Source organism: Streptomyces sp. MRC013, assembly GCF_023614235.1.
GTDB lineage: Bacteria > Actinomycetota > Actinomycetes > Streptomycetales > Streptomycetaceae > Streptomyces.
In genome coordinates, this window is sequence record NZ_CP094264.1 from 2,606,355 (window position 1) to 2,626,632 (window position 20,278).

Annotated in this window: 16 protein-coding genes and 1 pseudogene; 14 read left to right on the forward strand and 3 right to left on the reverse strand. The window is 74.8% G+C overall.

The features are described 5' to 3' along the window. Positions 1-86 precede the first annotated feature (86 nt). Positions 87-1,556, reverse strand: coding sequence for a S1C family serine protease (locus LUW75_RS12010; protein ID WP_250335601.1), 1,470 nt, complete (start codon positions 1,554-1,556; stop codon positions 87-89). A gap of 218 nt (positions 1,557-1,774) precedes the next feature. Here LUW75_RS12010 and LUW75_RS12015 point away from each other — a divergent pair, with 218 nt between their 5' ends. The 3 genes from LUW75_RS12015 (at position 1,775) to LUW75_RS12025 (ending at position 4,398) form a co-directional block, all read left to right on the forward strand. Then, a complete protein-coding gene (locus LUW75_RS12015; RefSeq protein WP_250335602.1) occupies positions 1,775-2,584 on the forward strand; it encodes a glycerophosphodiester phosphodiesterase family protein in 810 nt (269 codons plus the stop codon). 47 nt (positions 2,585-2,631) lie between these two features. Continuing rightward, the gene (locus LUW75_RS12020) at positions 2,632-3,357 is read left to right on the forward strand and encodes an ATP-binding protein (RefSeq protein WP_250335603.1); all 726 of its coding nucleotides are present in this window, start codon (positions 2,632-2,634) and stop codon (positions 3,355-3,357) included. Positions 3,358-3,426: 69 nt separating this feature from the next. Further along, positions 3,427-4,398, forward strand: coding sequence for a DUF5926 family protein (locus LUW75_RS12025; RefSeq protein WP_250335604.1), 972 nt, complete (start codon positions 3,427-3,429; stop codon positions 4,396-4,398). A 953-nt stretch (positions 4,399-5,351) separates the two neighbouring features. On the opposite strand, the gene LUW75_RS12030 is transcribed toward LUW75_RS12025, so the two are convergent. Next, positions 5,352-6,065 carry a bifunctional DNA primase/polymerase gene (locus tag LUW75_RS12030; protein WP_250335605.1) on the reverse strand — a complete coding sequence of 238 codons (714 nt, stop codon included), beginning with the start codon at positions 6,063-6,065 and terminating at the stop codon, positions 5,352-5,354. Between the two features lie 451 nt (positions 6,066-6,516). Here LUW75_RS12030 and LUW75_RS12035 point away from each other — a divergent pair, with 451 nt between their 5' ends. Together LUW75_RS12035 and LUW75_RS12040 are read left to right on the forward strand one after the other, a co-directional pair. Next, entirely contained in the window at positions 6,517-8,115 is a 1,599-nt protein-coding gene (locus LUW75_RS12035) for a PP2C family protein-serine/threonine phosphatase (protein ID WP_250337635.1), read from the forward strand. A 170-nt stretch (positions 8,116-8,285) separates the two neighbouring features. Next, the gene (locus tag LUW75_RS12040) at positions 8,286-9,749 is read left to right on the forward strand and encodes an aminopeptidase P family protein (protein WP_250335606.1); all 1,464 of its coding nucleotides are present in this window, start codon (positions 8,286-8,288) and stop codon (positions 9,747-9,749) included. A 102-nt stretch (positions 9,750-9,851) separates the two neighbouring features. Here LUW75_RS12040 and LUW75_RS12045 read toward each other — a convergent pair whose 3' ends face one another. Further along, a complete protein-coding gene (locus LUW75_RS12045) occupies positions 9,852-10,295 on the reverse strand; it encodes an ATP-binding protein (RefSeq protein WP_250335607.1) in 444 nt (147 codons plus the stop codon). 219 nt (positions 10,296-10,514) lie between these two features. Between LUW75_RS12045 and LUW75_RS12050 the strand changes: the two genes are divergently transcribed. The 9 genes and pseudogenes from LUW75_RS12050 (at position 10,515) to LUW75_RS12090 (ending at position 20,266) form a co-directional block, all read left to right on the forward strand. Continuing rightward, the gene (locus tag LUW75_RS12050) at positions 10,515-11,303 is read left to right on the forward strand and encodes a hypothetical protein (RefSeq protein ID WP_250335608.1); all 789 of its coding nucleotides are present in this window, start codon (positions 10,515-10,517) and stop codon (positions 11,301-11,303) included. A 222-nt stretch (positions 11,304-11,525) separates the two neighbouring features. Continuing rightward, positions 11,526-12,212: a YcnI family copper-binding membrane protein gene (locus LUW75_RS12055; RefSeq protein WP_250335609.1), complete on the forward strand. Its 687-nt coding sequence runs from the start codon at positions 11,526-11,528 to the stop codon at positions 12,210-12,212. A 44-nt stretch (positions 12,213-12,256) separates the two neighbouring features. Then, positions 12,257-12,952 carry an SCO family protein gene (locus LUW75_RS12060; protein ID WP_250337636.1) on the forward strand — a complete coding sequence of 232 codons (696 nt, stop codon included), beginning with the start codon at positions 12,257-12,259 and terminating at the stop codon, positions 12,950-12,952. Next, on the forward strand, positions 12,949-13,476 hold the full coding sequence (locus LUW75_RS12065; protein ID WP_250335610.1) for a copper chaperone PCu(A)C: 528 nt from the start codon (positions 12,949-12,951) through the stop codon (positions 13,474-13,476). The genes LUW75_RS12060 and LUW75_RS12065 overlap by 4 nt, the downstream gene beginning before the upstream one ends. 16 nt (positions 13,477-13,492) lie before the next feature. Continuing rightward, positions 13,493-15,429 (forward strand): annotated as a pseudogene (locus tag LUW75_RS12070) (copper resistance protein CopC). Between the two features lie 7 nt (positions 15,430-15,436). After that, entirely contained in the window at positions 15,437-16,675 is a 1,239-nt protein-coding gene (gene efeB, locus LUW75_RS12075; protein WP_250335611.1) for an iron uptake transporter deferrochelatase/peroxidase subunit, read from the forward strand. Positions 16,676-16,754: 79 nt separating this feature from the next. Next, complete coding sequence (pheA, locus tag LUW75_RS12080; RefSeq protein ID WP_250335612.1) at positions 16,755-17,693, forward strand: prephenate dehydratase; 939 nt, start codon at positions 16,755-16,757, stop codon at positions 17,691-17,693. A 492-nt stretch (positions 17,694-18,185) separates the two neighbouring features. After that, positions 18,186-19,463, forward strand: coding sequence for a serine--tRNA ligase (gene serS, locus LUW75_RS12085; RefSeq protein WP_250335613.1), 1,278 nt, complete (start codon positions 18,186-18,188; stop codon positions 19,461-19,463). Beyond that, positions 19,460-20,266, forward strand: coding sequence for an HAD family hydrolase (locus LUW75_RS12090; protein ID WP_250335614.1), 807 nt, complete (start codon positions 19,460-19,462; stop codon positions 20,264-20,266). The genes serS and LUW75_RS12090 overlap by 4 nt, the downstream gene beginning before the upstream one ends. Positions 20,267-20,278 lie beyond the last annotated feature (12 nt).

The window sequence follows — 20,278 nt, forward strand, 5'->3', positions numbered from 1 at the left end:
ACCGGCCGGCCCGGGGCGCGGTGAAGCGGTGGAGGGGAGGCCCCACCGCCCCGGACGCGGAGCCGCGGGACGGGGGACCGGCGGGGTCAGTCGCCCTTGCGCTCGCCGAGGGTGACCCGGACCTGCTTCTCCCGGCCGGCGCGCTCGTACGTCAGGACCACCGTGTCACCGGGCCGATGGGTCCAGATCTCGCTGATCAGCGTCGGCCCGCTGTCGATGATGCGGTTGCCGAAGCGGGTGATCACGTCGCCCGGGCGCAGGCCGGCCTTGGCCGCGGGGCCGTTCGGGGTGATCGACGGCGTACCGCCCCTGCTCTCGACGATCGTGGCGCCCCCGCCCTCCTCCGACATGTCCACCGTCGCGCCGATCATCGGGTAGACCGGCTCACCCGTCTTGATGAGCTGCTCGGCGACGTTCTTCGCCTGGTTGACCGGGATCGCGAAGCCGAGACCCACCGACCCCGCCTGGGACTGGCCGAGACCGCCCGAACCGGGGGACTGGATGGCCGAGTTGATGCCGATCACCGCGCCGCGGCCGTCCAGGAGGGGGCCGCCGGAGTTCCCGGGGTTGATCGACGCGTCCGTCTGGAGGGCGCTCATGTACGAGTTCTTGCCGCCCGAACCGTCGCTGGACGCGACCGGGCGGTTCTTGGCGCTGATGATGCCGGTCGTCACCGTGTTGGACAGGCCGAACGGCGCACCGATCGCGATGGTCGAGTCGCCCACGGCCACCTTGTCGGAATCCCCCAGCGGCAGGGGCGTCAGGCCCCGGGGGGCGTTGCGGAGCTTCAGTACGGCCACGTCGTACCCCTGGGCCCGGCCGACCACCTCGGCGTCGAACTCCCTTCCGTCCGAGAAGGTCGCCGTGACCGTGCCGGCCTCGGCCGCCGAGGCCACCACGTGGTTGTTGGTGAGGATGTGGCCCTCCCTGTCGTACACGAAGCCCGTGCCCGTGCCGCCCCCGCCCTCCGAAGCGCCGGACTTCGCCTCGATCGTGACGACGCTCGGCAGGGCCTTGGAGGCGACCGCGGCGACCGTGCCGGGTTCGCGCGTGAAGCCGGCCGGGGTGTCGCCGACCGAGACCGTCGTCGAGGTGCCCGCGCCGCCGTCGCGCTCCGCCGCCCAGTACCCGATGCCGCCGCCGACGCCGCCGGCCAGGAGGGCCGCGGCCAGGACCGTCGCGACGAGCCCGCCGGAGCGCCTGCGCGGCGGGGCCGCGGCGGGCGCGGCCGGGTAGGTGCCCCACGCGTCGCCGAAGTGGCCCGCGGGGCCGTGGGCGTACGCCTGGGCGGCACGGGCGTCGCCCGGCGCGCCGTACGGCGGGTGGGCGGGCGGTGCGGCGGGGGGCGGGGGCGCCGCGGGGTGCGCGCTTCCGGACGGCCCCGCCGGCCCCGGCCCGGGGACCCCTGCTTCCGGCGGCGCCCCCTCCGGCGCCCGCCCCGCGTTCCCGGGAGGGGGCGTGGGCGCCGCGGGACCCGCCGGGGCGCCCTGCGGAGCGGACGCGGACGGGGCGTCGGGGGCGGACGGAACCGCGGTGCCCTCGTTCTCGGTGCTCACAGCTCGTTCTCCTCGGTATCCACGTCGTCGTATCGGCACGAACCCGCCGTGCGGTCTCCGGACTCAGCTTTTCCTACCGCTCGTCAGGCCACTGTAAGCGGGAGCCACGCCTCCGCCACCCACCCTTTATCTCCGACAATCGGGACACGCTCCGATGCGGCCGGTGCGCACCGCCAGCCGGGCTCCGCCCACCGGGCGAACGGTGACACCATGACGCGGTGACCCACGCAGCCCGGCACACCGTCCAAGTCGTCGCCCACCGGGGCGCATCCGAGGATGCGCCCGAGCACACCCTCGCCGCGTACGTGAAGGCCATCGAGGAGGGGGCGGACGCCCTGGAGTGCGACGTGCGGCTCACCGCGGACGGCCACCTGGTCTGCGTGCACGACCGCCGCGTGGACCGCACCTCCGACGGGCGCGGCGCCGTCTCGGCGCTGGACCTGGCCGACCTGGCCGCCCTCGACTTCGGGTCCTGGAGGAAGGGCAGCCGCGAGAGCCCGGACCGGGACGGCCCCGAGTACACCTCGGTCCTGACCCTGGAGCGGCTGCTGGAGCTCGTCGCCGACGCGGGCCGCCGCGTCGAGCTCGCCGTCGAGACGAAGCACCCCACGCGCTGGGCGGGCCGGGTGGAGGAGCGGCTGGTCCGGCTGCTGCGCCGGTTCGGCCTCGCGGATCCGCCGACCCCCGCCGAGTCGGCCGTACGGATCATGAGCTTCTCGTCCCGGTCGCTGCGGCGGGTCGCGGCGGCCGCGCCCGCCGTCCCGACCGTCTACCTCACCCAGTTCGTCGCGGTCCGGCCGCGCGAGGGCCGCCTCCCGGGCGGCGCCCGGATCGCCGGGCCCTCGATCCGGATCGTCCGGAACCATCCCGCGTACGTCGAGCGCCTCCACGAGGCGGGGCTCCAAGTCCACGTGTGGACGGTCGACGCACCCGGGGACGTCGACCTCTGCGCCCGGCTCGGGGTGGACGCCGTCATCACCAACCGCCCCGGGCGGGTCCTGTCCCAGCTGGGACGCGCCTCCCGTTAGTCACGCGGAGTGCTCCGGCGCGTTCACTCCGTGGCGAATCGTGTCGGATGCGTCACTCTATGTGGAGCGGCCGGTTTCCGTCCCAGATCAGGAGGGCATCCACACCGTGGCGTGGGGCGAAGGAGGTCTCGGGGGTGGCGTTGGTGATGGCACAGGGAGTGCCGGCGTCGTCGAGCATGGCCGTACCCCACGGCCCTGCGGGCGTGGGCGAGGCGAGGCGCCGCGTGCGGGAGCAGCTGCGGCGCGGCGGCGTCCCGGAGGCGGTCGTCGACGACGCCGTACTGATCCTCTCCGAACTGCTCAGCAACTCCTGCCGGTACGGCAGGCCGCTGGACGCCGCCGAGATCGGTGGGGGAGCCGTCCGGGCCGCCTGGCGGATCGACGCCCACGGCACCCTGACCCTCGAGGTGACGGACGGCGGTGGTCCCACCCGGCCGATGCCGTCCACGCCGTCGGTGACCGCGCGCGGCGGCCGGGGACTCAACATCATCAACGCGCTCGCCCAGGACTGGGGGGTGCGCGACGGCGCCTCCGGCGAGGTCACGGTGTGGGTCCTCGTGGCGGGAGCGCCGCCGCGCCACGACGGCGCCGCCGCACGCCCCGCCGGCCGGAACGACGGTCTCACCGCCCCGCCCCTCCCCCGCGTGAACGGCGCGCGCCGCGCGCGCCCGGCCAGGAGGGCGGCCTCCCGGCCCGGCACCGGTGCGGCCGCGAGCGCGGTGCCGCTGGTGGGCGACCCGGGGTTCGCCGACGCGTACGAGGACGTGGACTGACGCCCGCCGCCCTCCCGTACGGCTAGGCTCGCGGCCGACAGAGACCGCGTTCCAACGGGAGACCCACCCATGGCCAAGAAGCGCCCCCAGAAGAAGGCCGCCGGCGCACCGCAGGTGACGGACGGGGAAGTGCCGGTCGTCGGCGCCCGCGAGCCCTGCCCGTGCGGTTCGGGCCGCCGCTACAAGGCCTGCCACGGCCGGGCCGCCGCGCACGCGGTGACCGAGCTCGTCCAGCGCCCGTTCCAGGGCCTGGCCGGCGAGTGCGACTGGGTGGCGCTGCGCGAGCTGGTGCCGGCCGCGACCGCGCCGCTGCACCCGCAGGGCGGGCTGCCCGAGGGCGTGCCGTCCGTCACGCTCGCGACCGTCCTGCCGATGGCGTGGCCCGCGCTGCGCCGGGACGACGGCTCCGTGCTGCTGGCGCTGCAGAACGACACGTCCTCCGGTGACCTGAGCCGCGACCTGGCGGACACGCTCCAGCGCGCGCTGGAGGCCGAGCCCGGCACCCCGGTCCCCGCGCGCCGGGTCCCGGCGGAGGGGCCCCGGCTCCAGGACCTCCTCGACCCGGGGGCCGGCTTCGAGCCGGTCGTCCACACGGGCTTCGAGTTCTGGGTGCCGGAGTCCGCGGAGGGCGCGTCACCCGAGGTCGCCGCGTCGCTGGAGCGGGCCAACGCCGCCGCGATCCCGACCGTGAGGCTGCCGGGCGCGGAGGCCGCGTACTGGTGCGAGACGCCGGAGAAGAACCACCTGCGCTGGGTCATGCCGCACCCGGAGGAGGAACTGCTCGACGCGCTCGCCCGGCTGCACGCCGCCGGGGCGTCTTCGCTGGGTGAGGGCACGCGCCTCGTCGGGTCGTTCCGGGCCCACGGCCTGGTCGTCCCGGTGTGGGACCTCCCGAGCGGTATGACGGCGGAGGACTGCGAGAAGCCGGCCGCCGCGTTCGCGGAGCGGCTCGCGGGCGCGCTGGCGGCGGAGGAGCCGCTGACGGCGGAGGAGCGGCGGGCGCGCGGCGGGCTCACCAACCGCCAGGTCACCCTCAGCTGAAGCCCCGGTGGGCAGGGCGGGGCCCCGGCGGCGGTTTCCGACCGCGGTTCCCGGCGGCTTACGGAACCGAATCCCCGCCGAATCCCCACCCCCGATAAACGGTTGTCCGAATAAGAGAGATCGGATTTGCCAACCGCCGGTCTCTTGTTACCGTTCTAGAAGCCCGGTCGCTGGTGCATCCCCCGTCGCCAGCGGCCGGGTTCTCGCATTTCCACGAGTCCCTTCCCCGGCGCCGCGTCCGGCCCGTGGGCGGTTGCCGCCCGTCCCGCTGGAAGGCGGCTCCCCGGGCTCCCGCCCGTCGCGGACTGCGCGGACGCCGCGCGGCCCGCGGACCCCACCGGCGCCGCCGTCACACGGGATCCCCAGGTGGAGGGCCCGCCGTCCGCCGTCGCGGCGCGTTCCGGGTGCGGAGTGCGCCCGGCCGCGCCCGCGGGGTCGGGGTCCGGGCGCCGCTCCACGCCACCGTGTCGCGGTGGCGCGTCCGCGTCCGGGCGCCGGCCCCGTCGGCGGGCGCGGGGGCGCGCCGGCCCTTTCCGGTGGGCGCGAGCGGGCCCGCGGTGCACGGGGAGGCGGCGGCCCCGCCGTCCGCGGTGCCGCCGGTTTCAGACAGAAAAGCGGTCGGGCCGAACCCTCCGGGGGCGAAGTTCCGCAGCGGTGCACGGGTGGGCGCGGGGGGCGTGGCCGTCGACGGGAGCGGCGGACGTCCCCCGGAGCCCCGTCGGCCCCGTGCCCGTCGACGGGAGCGGCGGGGCGGCGGGGGCGGCCACGCGGGCACCGGGCCGGACCACGCGGAGGGCCGGCTCGTTCCACCTCCCCGGGCGGCCTCCTGCGCCGCCCGGCGAAGAGCCCCCGCCGGTGGCGGGGCCTTCCTCGGGGCCGCGTCCGCCTCCCGTACGGACGGCGGGACTTCCCACCCGTACGGGTGACCCGCCCGGCGGCGCGGGCGCGGCCGCTCAGTACCGCAGTCTGCTGCCCCCGTCCGGGGCGCCCGCGCTCGCCTCGACCAGTGCGTCCACGACCGCCTCCACGTCCGGGAGCCACGGGGCCCCCGCCACGGGCGGCCGCTCCCAGCGCACCCCGCCCGTACCGGTCTCCGACGGCGGCAGCACCAGATAGCCGCCGTCACCGTGGAACCGGAGCGAACTCGGTACGCAGTCCTTCGCGTACAGCAGCTCGCCGAGCCGCTCCAGGGAGTACGGGGCCACCAGCAGCGACCAGCGCGTCGGTGTCGCCACCACGGGCCCGAGCCGCAGACCGCGCCGGTCGAGCACGGCCAGTGCGCGCGCCGCCGCGACGGCCGGGAGGCTCACCGCGCACGGGGCACGACCGCCCGTGGCGAGCAGCAGGGGTGCGTCGGGGCGGTTCGTCCACCACCAGCGCACCATCCGGGCGTCGGTGGTGGCCGCGAGCAGTCCGGGGTCGAAGGGGTGCGCGCCGGGGACGACGCAGTCGGGGTCGGGGCAGGCGCACGCGCGCGTCCCTTCCCCGGGACCGCCCACCGCCCTGCCGGTCTTCGTCGCCCTGGTCGGCTCGGCCGCCTCGAGCCCCACGCCGGGGAGCACGGGCCAGTGCCACTCGGTGGCGCAGTGCAGCGCCGCGTCGAGGAGGGCCGGCCTCTTCCTGCGCCCGAACCGGAGCCTGCGCCGCATTCCGGGGATCTCGCGCATGAGCGCTCGTTCCTTTCCGTTGAACGCCGAGGTCCACATCACAACACGTGTGCGTTACTTCACTGTGCGTACGGGGCGGCGAATCGCCGCCCGGTCCGCCGGCGGGGGGTGCCGAGCGGTCGGACGACACCGTCGGGGGCCGGCGTCTGCTGGGGCCGTGGAGCGGGTGGCGCGGGATCGCGCGGGACACCGTCCGCACCACCGGGGTGGGCGCGTCCCCGTGGGAGAGGACGTCCGGGCTTCCCGCGGAGTTCCGGGACCGCCCCGGCTCTCCCGGCACCCCGCGATCGCGCATCCCGCCCGCCCGGCACGACGCAGCCCCGTGTCCGTTCGGTGTCGCCTCGGGGGGTGCCCCTTGTCGAACGCGCTCAGTCGACCGTAAATCCTTTCCACCAGAGCCATTTTTCGGCCAGGTTCAACACCACACGGACACCGCATGTCTCACCGGACAATGCTGGACATCTCCTCACGTGTACGTGTACATCTGGATGCAGCGGTGACGGCGCGCCATGACATACGGATTGACATGGGGGTTTGCGATGCTGTGGAGCAAGGGGAAGCAGCCGGGAAGCCGGTTGCCATGAGCACCCCCCACCTGCCGAAAGTGGCCGGAACCGGTCCAACGGTCCCCGCCCCTGCCCACACTGCGTCACCTCTTTCGGGTATCCCCGCCGCGGCATCCGAACCCGGTGCCCCGAACGGGGACCGGCCGCCGGACCTGACGCCCCTTCAGGGGCTCGCCGAACGCCTCGCCCGCACCCGCACCCTGGACGAGGCGCTCCGGGAACTGCTGGGCGCCGGTGCGACCCTCGTCGGGGCCCGCCGCGGCATGGCCGTCCTCGAACCGGCCGACGGGCGGGGGCCCACCGCCACCGTCGGGCTCGGCCTCGCCCACGCCGACCTGGGCGCCATCGAGACCCTCCCCCGGAGCACCACCCCCCACGGACGCCTCCTCGACGGTCTGCCCGGCGGCCCGCTCCCCGATCCCCGGCCGTCGTCCTCGGAGCACGGGGCACCGACCGGCCGCGGCGCCGGAGGAGCGGCGATGCCCCCGTCCGGTGCGCCGGGCGCCGTCGCCACCCCCGACATCCCCGGCGACGAGCGCCTGGACCCCCGTCACCGCGAGGTCGCCGCCCGCCTGGGCTTCGCCGCCAGCTACGCCGTGCCGCTCACCGCCGAGGGGACCGGCCGGCTGGGCGCCGTCCTCTGGCTGTACGACGAGCCGGCCGAACCCGACGGGCACCGCCGCCACCTCGTCGGTCTGTACGGACGGTACGCCTCCGAGCACCTGGCCCGGCTCCTGGAGCTGGAGCGCGGGCGCGCCGAGGTCAACGCCCTCACCGAGGAACTGCTGCCCACCCGGCTGCCGCATGTCCCGGGCGTCCGGCTGGCCGCGCGGCGCGTCGCCGGTTCGCCGGGTGGCCACTGGTACGACGCCCTGCCGCTGCCGGAGGGTGCGCTGGGCCTGGCGGTGGGATCCGTCTCCGGTACGGGGCCGGGCGCCCTGGCCGCGGCGGGACGGTTGCGCGCCTCCCTGCGCGCGTACGCCGTGCTGGAGGGCGAGGACCCGGTCGCCGTGCTGTCCGACCTGGAGCTGCTGCTGCGGCTCACCGAGCCCGCGCGGTCCGCCACGGCGCTGTTCGCCTGCGTGGAGCCGGTACGACGGAGGATCGTCCTGGCCGGAGCGGGGCACGCGCCGCCCCTGGTCGTCGGCGACCGGCGTACCGAGTACGTCGAGACCTCCGTGTCGGCGCCGATGGGCATGCTCCCCTGCTGGGAGGCACCGAGCGTGGAGCTCGACGTACGGCCGGGGGAGACGGTGCTCTTCTACACGGACGGCCTGCTGCGCCGGATCAGCGGCTCCGTCGACCGCGCATTCGCCCTGTTGCACGCCGCTGCGGCGAGCGTGCCGAGGGCCGAGCGGGCCGATCCGGGGGCGGTCGCCGACCACGTGCTGCGCCTCGTGCTCGGCGGGTCCGTGAAGGACGGAGGCCGGGACCGGCGGGCCGGCGCCGGGGACGCCGTCGTGCTCGCGGCCCGCTTCGACTAGGACGGCTCCGGGCCGGCATGCCGGGAAGCGCCCCGTGCGGCGCGGTCCCCCGGCGGGTTGCGAGCGGACGGACCGCCCCGGGTCTTCCTGCGTGCGCCCGTACGATGGGGGCGTACCTCGGGCTCCCGCCCCGGGGAAGGGGGCGGTGTCGTACCCGAGGAGGCGGACCCATGGCCGACGCACTCGCTCCGGAGACCCCGGACGGCGGCGAAGAGCCGATCAAGCAGCGCAAGAACGGCCTGTACCCGGGCGTCTCCGACGAGCTCGCCGAGAACATGCGGTCGGGATGGGCCGACACGGAGCTGCGCGACCTGCGGCCGATCGCCCAGGCCGCCCACACGGCCGCACGCCGCGACGCGCTCTCGGCCCGCTTCCCCGGCGAGCGCCTGGTGATCCCCGCGGGCCATCTGAAGACGCGCGCGAACGACACGGAGTACGGCTTCCGCGCCGCCACCGAGTACGCGTACCTCACCGGCGACCAGACCGAGGACGGCGTCCTGGTGCTGGAGCCCCGGGACGGCGGCGAGGGCCATGACGCGACGCTGTACCTGCTGCCGCGCTCCGATCGGGAGAACGGCGAGTTCTGGCTGTCCGGCCAGGGCGAGCTGTGGGTGGGCCGTCGCCACTCGCTGGACGAGGCCGCCACCCTGTACGGCGTTCCCACCGGCGACGTGCGCGAACTGCCCGGCAGGCTGAGCGGGGCCACGGGCCCGGTACGCGTCGTGCGCGGCTACGACGCGGGCGTCGAGAGGGCCCTCGCCGACAAGGTCACCGCCGAACGGGACGAGGAGCTGCGGGTCTTCCTCTCCGAGACCCGGCTCGTCAAGGACGACTTCGAGATCGCCGAGCTGGAGAAGGCGTGCGCCTCCACGGCGCGCGGCTTCGAGGACGTCGTCAGGGTTCTCGACAAGGCCGAGGCGACCTCCGAGCGCTACATCGAGGGCACCTTCTTCCTGCGGGCCCGCGTCGAGGGCAACGACGTCGGCTACGGCTCCATCTGCGCCGCGGGCCCACACGCCTGCACCCTCCACTGGGTCCGCAACGACGGCCCGGTCCGCTCCGGCGACCTGCTCCTGCTGGACGCGGGCGTCGAGACCAGCGAGCTGTACACCGCGGACGTGACCCGGACGCTGCCGATCTCCGGCACGTTCACCGACCTCCAGCGGAAGGTCTACGACGCCGTGTACGAGGCCCAGGAGGCCGGCATCGCGGCGGTCAAGCCGGGCGCGGCGTTCCGCGACTTCCACGACGCCGCACAACGCGTGCTCACCACGAGGCTCATCGAGTGGGGTCTGCTGGAAGGTCCGGTCGAGCGCGTCCTGGAGCTGGGCCTCCAGCGCCGCTGGACCCTGCACGGCACCGGCCACATGCTCGGAATGGACGTCCACGACTGCGCGGCGGCGCGCACCGAGGCCTACGTCGGCGGCACCCTGCAGCCGGGCATGTGCCTGACGGTCGAGCCGGGCCTGTACTTCCAGGCGGACGACCTGACCGTGCCGGAGGAGTACCGGGGCATCGGCGTCCGGATCGAGGACGACCTCCTGGTGACCGAGGACGGCAACCGGAACCTGTCGGAGGCGCTTCCGCGCCGGTCCGACGAGGTGGAGGCGTGGATGGCGCGCCTGAAGGGCTGACACCGCCGAGAAATCAGGCGTCCCCCCGCCGGATCGGCTTCCGGCGGGGGGACGTTTCACGTGGAACGGGCTCTGTTTCACGTGAAACAGAGCCCGGGGCCCTCAGGTCGTCAGCACCAGAGGCGCGTCCGCCCGCCACTTCACGATCTTGTCGAAGGAGACCACGGCACCGCCCCGCCCCGCCCTGTTCCCGAAGTGGACGTGGTCGGCGAGCTCCTCGATCAGCCGCAGGCCGCGCCCGCTCTCGGCGTCGGCAGGCGGGGGGGCGGGGACGACGTCCACCGGTTCCTGCGGGAAGCCCGGGCCGGAGTCGGCCACTTCGATACGGCACTTCTCACCGTCCAGGTACGCCGTCACCCGGAATTCGACGGACCCCTCCCCGGCGTGCTCCACCGCGTTGGCGCAGGCTTCGCCGAGGGCCAGCGACAGGTCGTAGGAGGTGTCCGGGTCGACACCCGCGGTCTCCATGGTGCCGAGCAGGAGACGTCGGGCGAGCGGAACGCTCGCAGCCTCGCGCCGCAAGTGGAGAGACCACCAGATGCTCATGCTTCAGCCTCCTGGCTGCGGCTCGACGTATCGTTACGTATTGCCCCGTATGCGGCGCATAAGCGTCATGCCGCCGCCCGGTCCCCCGATCAGTGGACGCGCTTGCTCCGGACGCCGCTGCGCGGGGGGCCCGGGGCGCCTTCGGGACGCCGGAGCCAAAGGCGGCGCACCGGACCTGCCGTCGGGGCCGCCGGAACCCGGTGGGATGATGGCCCGGCCATGTCCGTCCCCCTTGGTCCACGGTTGCTGAGGACCGCGGTGTTCACCGCGGTCTGCGTCGTGCTGTCCGCACTGGGACACTCCCTCGCCGCGAGCCAGGCCGTTCCCCGGTGGACGCTGAGCGTCGGTTTCGCCGGCGTCCTGGTCCTCGCCCTGCCGTTCAGCGGGCGCGAGCGCTCGCTGCCGGCGATCGCGACGGCCCTGGCCGGCGGGCAGCTGGCGCTCCACACCCTCTTCGGCGCCGGGCAGGGGCACGCCGCTCCCGCGGGCGTCGGCGGACCCGCGGACGACGCGTTGGTGCGGGCCGCGGCCCGGTTGATGTGCGGTGGGGGGACCAGCGAGCGGATCACCCTCGACGAGGCGCACCGGATCGTGACGACGGCGGGACTCGACCCGGCGGCGGCCGCGGCCGCCGCCGGTCCGGCCCCGGTCGGCACCCTCGACCAGCTGGTCCTGCCGAGTCTGCCCATGATCCTGGCGCACCTGCTGGCGGCCCTCCCCGTCGGCTGGCTGCTGCGCCGCGGCGACCTCGCGCTGCTGCGTCTGCACCGGCTGGCCGACACCACGGCGCGGGGCGCCGCCGAGGCCGCCGAGGAAGCACTCGTACGGGCGCTGCGCACGGCACTCGTCCTCGTGCTCGCACTGCTCGCCGGGGTGCGGTCGCCGCTCGCGACGGAGCCCCGGACGGCGCGGACCGGCGAGGACGGTCCACCGGCCCCGGCGACCGGGGCGCTCCAGCACACGGTGATCAGGCGCGGCCCCCCGGCCGTCCTCGCCCTCGCGACCTGATCCGGTCCGACCGGCCCCGGCCCTCCCGGGGCCCGGCGCGGCACACCCGCGCCCCGGCGGCCCGACGCGTCGGCCTACCCCGACGTGCCCGGCTTCCGGCACCTCCGGCGTGTCCACCTCCGACGACGCGTCCGAGGGGCACGCCCGCGACCGGACCGGCGCCACCGCGCCCGTGCGCGCGCCGGCGCCCTACGCCCTTCCCCTCCCGTGGAGTGTTCCGACATGAACGTCACCCGTCTGCCCTCGCGCCTCGCCCTCGTCGGCGGCGCCGCCGTCTCGTCCGTCCTGCTGCTCTCCCCCGCCGCCCACGCCCATGTGACCGTCCAGCCGCAGGGCCAGGCCGCCAAGGGCGGTTACGCCACGGTCAACTTCAAGGTGCCCAACGAACGGGACGGCGCCTCGACCGTGAAGCTGGAGGTCACGCTCCCCCAGGACCACCCGTTGGCGTCCGCGATGCCGCAGCCCGTGCCCGGCTGGACCGTCGCGGTCGAGAAGGCGAAGCTCGACACCCCGCTGGTCGTGCACGGCAGGAAGATCACGGAAGCGCCCTCCAAGATCATCTGGACGGCGAGCGGCTCGAAGATCGGCCCCGGCCAGTTCCAGCAGTTCCCGGTCTCGCTCGGCCGTCTGCCCGAGAGCACCGACCGGCTCGTCTTCAAGGCCCTCCAGACGTACGACGACAAGGAGGTCGTGCGCTGGATCGAGGAGGCGGAGGAGGGCGCCGCCGAGCCCGACTCCCCCGCGCCCGTCCTCGAACTCGCCTCCGCCGAGGAGGACGGGGCGGAGACCGGGACGGCATCCGCCGACGCGATCGACACCACCGCACGGATCCTCGGCGCCGTCGGCATCCTGGTCGGGGCGGTCGGCGTCGCCTACGGCGTCCTGGCCGGCCGCCGCCGCTCCGCCTGACCCCCGACGACGCCCGCACCCCTACCGATGTGAGAGAACACGTGATGCGCAACGCCCTCAACGCCGCGCGGCCCCGTCGGGCGGCCCGCCGCCTCCGGCTCACCGCCGCGGCGCTCGCCGCCGCGTCGGCCCTGGCCCTGTCCGCCTGCGACACCGCGGCCACGGGCGGCAGTCCCGTCACCGACGTGTCGGTGGCGCCCGACGCCGGGAAGCCCGGCACGGTCCTGGACCGGCCGTTCGAAAAGCCGGACCTCGTCCTCACCGACACCACCGGCAAGCCGTACGACCTGCGGGAGCGCACCGAGGGCAAGCCGACCCTCGTCTACTTCGGCTACACCCACTGCCCCGACGTGTGCCCGCTGACCATGAGCAACATCGCCGAGGCGATGAGGCGGCTGCCCGCGGCCGACCGCGACAAGCTCGAGGTCGTCTTCATCACCACCGACCCCGAGCGCGACACCCCCGCCGAGCTGGCCAAGTGGCTGCCCTCCGCGGGCGACCCGAGCTTCGTCGGCCTCAGCGGCGAGTTCCCGAAGATCCAGGCCGGTGCCCGCCGGCTCGGCATCGGCATCGACCCGCCGTCCAGGGACAAGGACGGGAAGGTCGTCTCCATGCACGGTGCGCAGGTGATGGCGTTCTCGCCGAAGACCGACCGCGGCTACGTGGTCTACGGCGAGGACACCACCGCCGAGCAGTACGCCGAGGACCTGCCGAAGCTCATCCGTGGGGAGAAGCCGTGACCCGCACCACCACAGCCCTCTCCGCCGCACTCGCGCTCCTCACCGGCCTGGTGCTGGGCGGCTGCTCGTCCACCGGGCCGGCGGGCGGCAAGCCGCGGCTGGAGGTCGGCGGCGCCTTCATCCCGGAGCCGGTGAACGCCGACATGGCGGGCGGCTTCCTCACCGTCACCAACTCCGGCGACGCCGGTGACACGCTCACCTCCGTCACCAGCGACCTCTCCGACGACGTGCAGTTGCACGAGACAAGGGACCGGAAGATGCGGCAGGTCGAGTCCTTCGACCTGCCCGCGCACGGCGAGCTGAGGCTGGAGCGCGGCGGCAGCCACCTGATGTTCATGGACCTGAAGCGGACCCCGAAACGGGGCGACAAGGTCAGGGTCGAGCTGCACTTCGAGGAGTCCGGCCCGATCGAGGTCGAGATCCCGGTCGAGGCCAGGACCCACGACCCGCGGCGGTCCGGCGGGCACACGACGCACGGCCACCGGCACCGGTCGCCGCAGCAGCACGACGGCACGCGGCACTGAACGACGAGGACCCACCATGACGGCCCACACCCCCCGTCCCCGAGCCGCCGCACGTCCGGTGCGCGGTCGTCCGCCGGGCCGGTGGACGACCGCGCACCGGGTGCTGGCGCTGCTGCTGTCCACCGCGGCGCTCCTCGGCACCGCGCTGTCCGGCGCGGCGTCGGCGCACTCCGTGCTGACCGGCAGCGACCCGGCGGACGGGGCGGTGGTGGCCACCGCGCCCCACCGCGTCACGCTCACCTTCTCGGAGCAGGTCGCCCTCGGCGAGGACGACATCCGCGTGCTCGAACCGAGCGGGAGGCGGGCCGACGGCGGGGAGCTCCGCGACATGTGCAGCGGCTCGGTCGTCAAGTACGGCGTCGACCTGCGCGACGGGCTGCCCGAGGGCACGTACACCGTGGCGTGGCGGGCCGTCTCGGCGGACAGCCACCCGATCTCCGGGGCGTTCACCTTCTCCATCGGCGAGCCGTCCGGGACGAAGGTCGTCCTGCCGCGGCAGGAGCCGGGCGGCGGGCTCGTCGGCCTGCTGTACGGCGTCGGGCGGTACGTGTCGTACGCGGGCTTCGTGGTGATGGCGGGCGGCTCCGCGTTCGTCCTGGCCTGCTGGCCGCGCGGCGCGTCCGTACGGCCGGTGCGGCGGCTCGTCGCCTGCGGCTGGGCGGCGTTCACCGCGGCCACGCTGGCGCTGCTGGTGCTGCGCGGGCCGTACACCGGGGCGGGGGAGCCCGCCGGCGCCCTCGATCCCGGGGTGCTGCGGGAGGTGCTGGGCACCGGGACCGGTGCCGCGCTCGTCTCGCGGCTGCTGCTGGCCGCGGTGGCGGGGCTGCTCGTCGCGGTGGTCTTCGGGCCGTACGCGCGGCCCGGGGGGACGGGCGGCCGACGGGTCGGGGTGTACGGGCCGGCGGTCGGCTGGGCGGTCGTCGCCGTCGGGACCGCCGGGACGTGGGCGCTGTCGGAGCACGCGTCGACCGGCCTGCAGACCGGGCTCGCCGTGCCGCTGGACGTACTGCACCTGCTCGCCGTCGCGGGCTGGCTGGGCGGCCTCGTGACACTGGTCGTCGCGCTGTACCGGGAGCCGGCCGTCGAGCGCGACGCCGTTCGGCGGTACTCGCGGCTGGCGGCCGGCTGCGTGGCGGTGCTGGTGGTGACCGGGCTGTACCAGTCGTGGCGGCAGGTCGGGACGTGGACGGCGCTGACCGGTACCGCGTACGGGCGGCTGTTGCTGGTGAAGGCGGGGCTCGTCGCCGTCCTGCTGGCCGTCGGCTGGGGCTCCCGGCGCTGGACGCGGCGGCTCGCGGAGACGGCCGGCGCGCCCCCGCGCGCGGAGGACGACGGCGCGGAGCGCGAGGACGCGGGCGCGGCCCGCGGCGCCGCCGACCCGGTGCGCGCCGCCCAGCTCGCGCGCCAGCGGGCCGCCGTCGCGGCGGCCCGCAGGCGGCGCGCGCGCGACGCGGACCCGGCACGGGCCGGGTTGCGCCGCTCCGTGTTCGCCGAGACGGCCGTCGTCGTGGTGCTCCTCGGGGTGACCACCGCCCTCACCTCGACCGAACCGGGCCGCACGCAGGAGCAGGCCGACCGGATGCGGGCCGCCGCCGCGACCGCCGTACCGGACCGGCCGGTCGACCTCGGCCTGCCGTTCGACACGGGCGGACCGGACGGCGCCGGCACCGTGCGGCTGGTCCTCGACCCCGGCCGGTCCGGGGGAACACGCTGCGGGTCGCCGTCGACGGGGCGGACGGCCGGCCGCGGGACACGGCCGAGCTGAAGGTGTCGTTCACGCTCGACGCCCAGGGGATCGGGCCGCTTCCGGTCGTGCTCGACCGGACTGCCGCGGGCCGGTGGACCGCCCGCTCGGCGCGGCTCCCGATGCCGGGGGACTGGCGCGTCCGGGTGACGGTGCGGACGTCCGACGTCGACCAGACCACCATCGAAGAGAACGTGAAGATCGGTTGACCTGACCATGAGTGACAACCTGGAGATCTCGAGGCGCCGGCTGCTCGGCACCGTGGGCGCCGCCGGGGCGGCGGGGCTCGCGCTCGGCGGTGTCGGCGGCGCCGCCGGGTACGCGGCCCTCGGCGACGGCGGGGGCGGGCCGGCACTGGCCGCTGTGGGCTCGGCACGGGTGCCGTTCCGCGGCGCCCACCAGGCGGGGATCGTGCAGCCGGCGCAGGCGTGCGGCCACCTGGCGGCGTTCGACCTGGCGCCGGGTTCGGGCCGCGTGGAGGCCGCCGCGCTGATGCGGCGGTGGTCGGCGGCGGCCGAACTGCTGATGGCCGGCGAACCGGTGGGCGGCGCGGACGGCGGGGTCGCGCGGGACGCGGGGCCGTGCTCCCTGACGCTCACCTTCGGGTTCGGCGCCTCCTTCTTCGACCGCACGGGACTGGCGGCGCGACGCCCGGAGCAACTGGAACCGCTTCCGGTGTTCTCGTCCGACCGGCTCGATCCGAAGCGGTCCGGCGGCGACCTGTGGGTGCAGATCGGCGCCGACGACGCGCTGGTCGCGTTCCACGCGCTGCGCACCGTCCAGCGGGAGGCGGGCGCGGCGGCGAGGGTGCGCTGGCAGATGGACGGCTTCAACCGTTCGCCCGGCGCCACCGCCCGCCCCATGACGACCCGCAACCTGATGGGGCAGATCGACGGCACGGGCAACCCGAAGCCGGCCGACCCCGGTTTCGCCGGGCACGTCTTCGTCGCGCCCGGCGGCACCCAGCCCTGGATGACCGGCGGCTCCTACGCGGTGGTGCGGCGGATCCGGATGCTGCTCGACGACTGGGAGAAGCTCCCGCTGGCGGACCAGGAGGCGGTCATAGGCCGGCGCAAGTCCGACGGCGCCCCGCTGACGGGCGGTACGGAGACGACGGAGCCGGACCTGGAGAGGGTGGGACCGGACGGCAGGCCGGTGATCCCGGCCGACGCGCACGCGCGGATCTCGGCGCCCGAGCAGAACGGCGGGGCGACGATGCTGCGCCGCCCGTTCTCGTACCACGACGGGATCGGCCCGGACGGGACGCCGGACGCGGGGCTGCTGTTCGTCTGCTGGCAGGCGGACCCGCGGAAGGGGTTCCTGCCGGTGCAGCGGAAGCTGGACCGGGGCGACGCGCTGTCCCCGTTCATCCGGCACGAGTCGAGCGCCCTCTTCGCGGTGCCGGGCGGCCCCGCGGAGGGCGAGTACGTGGGGCAGCGGCTGCTGGAGGCGTGACGGCGCGGGGTGCGGGCCGCGGCGGGCACCGGCCGGAAGCACCGGCGGCGCGGGGTGCGGGCGCACTAGGGTGACCGGTATGTCGGCCACGCGATTCACCTATCTCGGCCCCGAGGGGACCTTCACCGAGGCGGCCCTGCGCACGCTGCCGGAAGCCGCGACGCGCGAGCTGGTGCCGGCGGTGTCGGTGCCGGCCGCCCTGGACGCCGTGCGGAACGGCGAGGCGGCCGCCGCGCTGGTGCCGATCGAGAACTCGGTCGAGGGCGGGGTCACCGCCACCCTCGACGAGCTGGCGTCGGGCCGGCCGCTGGTGATCTACCGCGAAGTGCTGCTGCCCATCGCGTTCGCCCTGCTGGTGCGGCCGGGCACGGAGCTCGCCGACGTGAAGACGGTGACCGGCCACCCGGTGGCGCAGCCGCAGGTGCGGAAGTGGCTGCGCGCCCACCTGCCGGACGCGGTGTGGGAGTCGGCCGCGTCCAACGCGGACGGGGCCCGGTTGGTGCGGGAGGGCCGGTACGACGCGGCGTTCGCGGGGGAGTTCGCGGCGGCGACGTACGGGCTGGAGGCGCTGTTCACGCAGATCCACGACGCGGAGAACGCCGAGACGCGGTTCGTGCTGGTGGGGCGGCCGGCCCGGCCGGCGGCGCCGACGGGCGCGGACAAGACGTCGATGGTGATCTGGCTCCGGGACGACCATCCGGGCGCCCTGCTGGAACTCCTCCAGGAGTTCGCGGTGCGCGGCGTCAACCTGATGCTGATCCAGTCGCGTCCCACGGGCGCGGGGATCGGGAACTACTGCTTCGCGGTGGACGCCGAGGGGCACATCGCGGACCGGCGGGTGGGCGAGGCGCTGATGGGGCTGAAGCGGATCTGCCCGAAGGTGCGCTTCCTGGGGTCGTACCCGCGGGCGGGAGGGACGGCCGACGGGGTGCGGCTCCCGCGGCCCGGCACGTCGGACGCCGACTTCACCGCGGCGGCGGACTGGCTGGCGCGCTGCCAGGACGGCCGGGGCGACTGAGGATTCCCGGCCTCCCAACGGAGGCGGAGTTATCCACAGGATAGGGAGGTGACCTGGGGACAAGTCGATATCCCACCTTCCCCTCCGCATGTCAGAAACGGACAAATTCGGAAAATTTCCGCATAGAGCGATCAAGGCTCGATCAGCCACTCCATGCACTCACGTCATCTTAATTTTCCCCCACCAATCCCTTAGAGGAAAAAATTCCCGCTCGAATGAGCACCTGGAGCGAGTTTGAGCAGGAAAACAGGCTCACCACCCCCCTCCTCAGACGATCGATCCGGAAATCCACACCCTTTCCACACAGCCTGTGGATAACTTCCCCTCGCGCGACCACCTCTGTGGAAAAGTTACGCATACGAGGCCACGTTCGCCCGGATACCGGCATTCTTCACCGCGATCATTGACAAGCCCGGCAATCAAGGCAAAGCAATGCCCCGTGAAGGGGCGGCACACGTGGGGGCGGCCGGCGCGCACCGGTAGCCTGGAGGGGTGATTGACCTTCGCCTGCTCCGTGAGGACCCCGACCGTGTGCGCGCCTCCCAGCGCGCCCGTGGAGAGGACGTCGAGCTCGTCGACGCCCTGCTCTCCGCCGATGAGCGGCGCAGGTCGTCCGGCGTCCGCTTCGACGAACTCCGCTCCGAACAGAAGTCGCTCGGCAAGCTGATCCCCAAGGCGTCCCCCGAGGAGAAGGCCGAACTGCTCAGGCGGGCCGAACAGCTCAAGGCCGACGTCAAGGCCGCCGACGCCGAACAGCACGAGGCCGACGAGGAGGCCCGGCGCCTGCTGCTCCGGCTCGGCAACCTCGTCCACCCGGACGTCCCGGTGGGCGGCGAGGAGGACTTCGTCGTCCTGGAGACGCACGGCACGATCCGCGACTTCGCCGCCGAGGGCTTCGAGCCGAAGGACCACCTGGAGCTCGGCGAGGCGCTGGGCGCCATCGACGTCGAGCGCGGCGCCAAGGTGTCCGGCTCGCGCTTCTACTACCTGACGGGCGTCGGCGCCCTGCTGGAGCTCGCACTGGTCAACGCGGCAATCGCGCAGGCCACGGAGGCCGGGTTCGTCCCGATGCTCACGCCGGCGCTGGTCCGCCCGCGCGCCATGGAGGGCACCGGCTTCCTCGGCCAGGCCGCGGAGAACGTCTACCACCTGGAGAAGGACGACTTCTACCTGGTCGGCACCTCCGAAGTGCCCCTCGCCGCCTACCACATGGACGAGATCCTCGACGCCGACAGGCTGCCGCTGCGGTACGCCGGCTTCTCCCCCTGCTACCGCCGCGAGGCCGGCACGTACGGCAAGGACACCCGCGGCATCTTCCGCGTCCACCAGTTCGACAAGGTCGAGATGTTCTCGTACGTCGCGCCGGAGGACGCCGAGGCCGAGCACCGGCGGTTGCTGGAGTGGGAGAAGCAGTGGCTGACCGCGCTGGAGCTGCCGTTCCAGGTGATCGACGTGGCCAGCGGCGACCTGGGCGCCTCCGCCTCGCGCAAGTACGACTGCGAGGCGTGGATCCCGACGCAGGGCAGGTACCGCGAGCTGACCTCCGCGTCGAACTGCGACAGCTTCCAGGCCCGGCGCCTGTCCGTGCGCATGCGCGACGGCAAGAAGGTCCAGCCGCTCTCGACGCTCAACGGCACGCTGTGCGCCGTCCCGCGCACGATCGTGGCGATCCTGGAGAACCACCAGCTGGCCGACGGCTCGGTCCGGGTGCCCGGGATCCTGCGGCCGTACCTCGGCGGACGGGAGCTGCTGGAGCCCGTGGCCAGGTGAGCCCCTTCCCCTACCGGCTCGTCGCGACGGACCTCGACGGGACGCTGCTGCGTCCCGACGGGACCGTGTCGCGGCGCACCCGGGACGCGCTCGCCGCCGCCGCGGCGGCGGGCGCCGCGCACATCGTGGTCACCGGACGCTCCGTGTCCTGGACCCGCCACATCCTCGACGACCTCGGCTACGACGGCCTCGCCGTGTGCGGCCAGGGCGCCCAGGTCTACCACGCGGGCGAGCACCGGCTGCTGACGTCGGTGACGCTGGACCGGCGGCTGGCGGCGCTCGCCCTGGCGAAGCTGGAGGCCGAGATCGGTCCGCTGGCGCTGGCCGCCGGCCTCGACGGCCCGGACGGCGAGTTCCTGGTCGGTCCCGGCTACCGGCTGCAGGACGACACCGTGCCGTGCCTTCCCCTGGAGGACCCGGCGGACCTGTGGTCGGCGCCGCTGAACAAGGTGTACGTCCAGCACCCCGGCCTGGACGACGACGCCCTGGCCGCCGCCGCGCGCCGGGTCGTCGGCGACCTCGTCGACGCCGTCGTGGCGGGCGCGGGGATAGTGGAGATCCTGCCGTTGGGCCTCAGCAAGGCGACCGGTCTCTCCCTGGCGGCCCGCCGCCTGGGCCTGGGGGCGGCGGACGCGATCGCGTTCGGCGACATGCCCAACGACATCCCGATGTTCGCCTGGGCCCGGCACGGCGTCGCCATGGCCAACGCCCACGACGCCCTGAAGGACGTGGCCGACGAGGTCACCGGGGCCAACGACGCGGACGGCATCGCCGCGGTGCTGGAGCGGCTGCTCTCCCGCTGAGTCCGGGCAGGG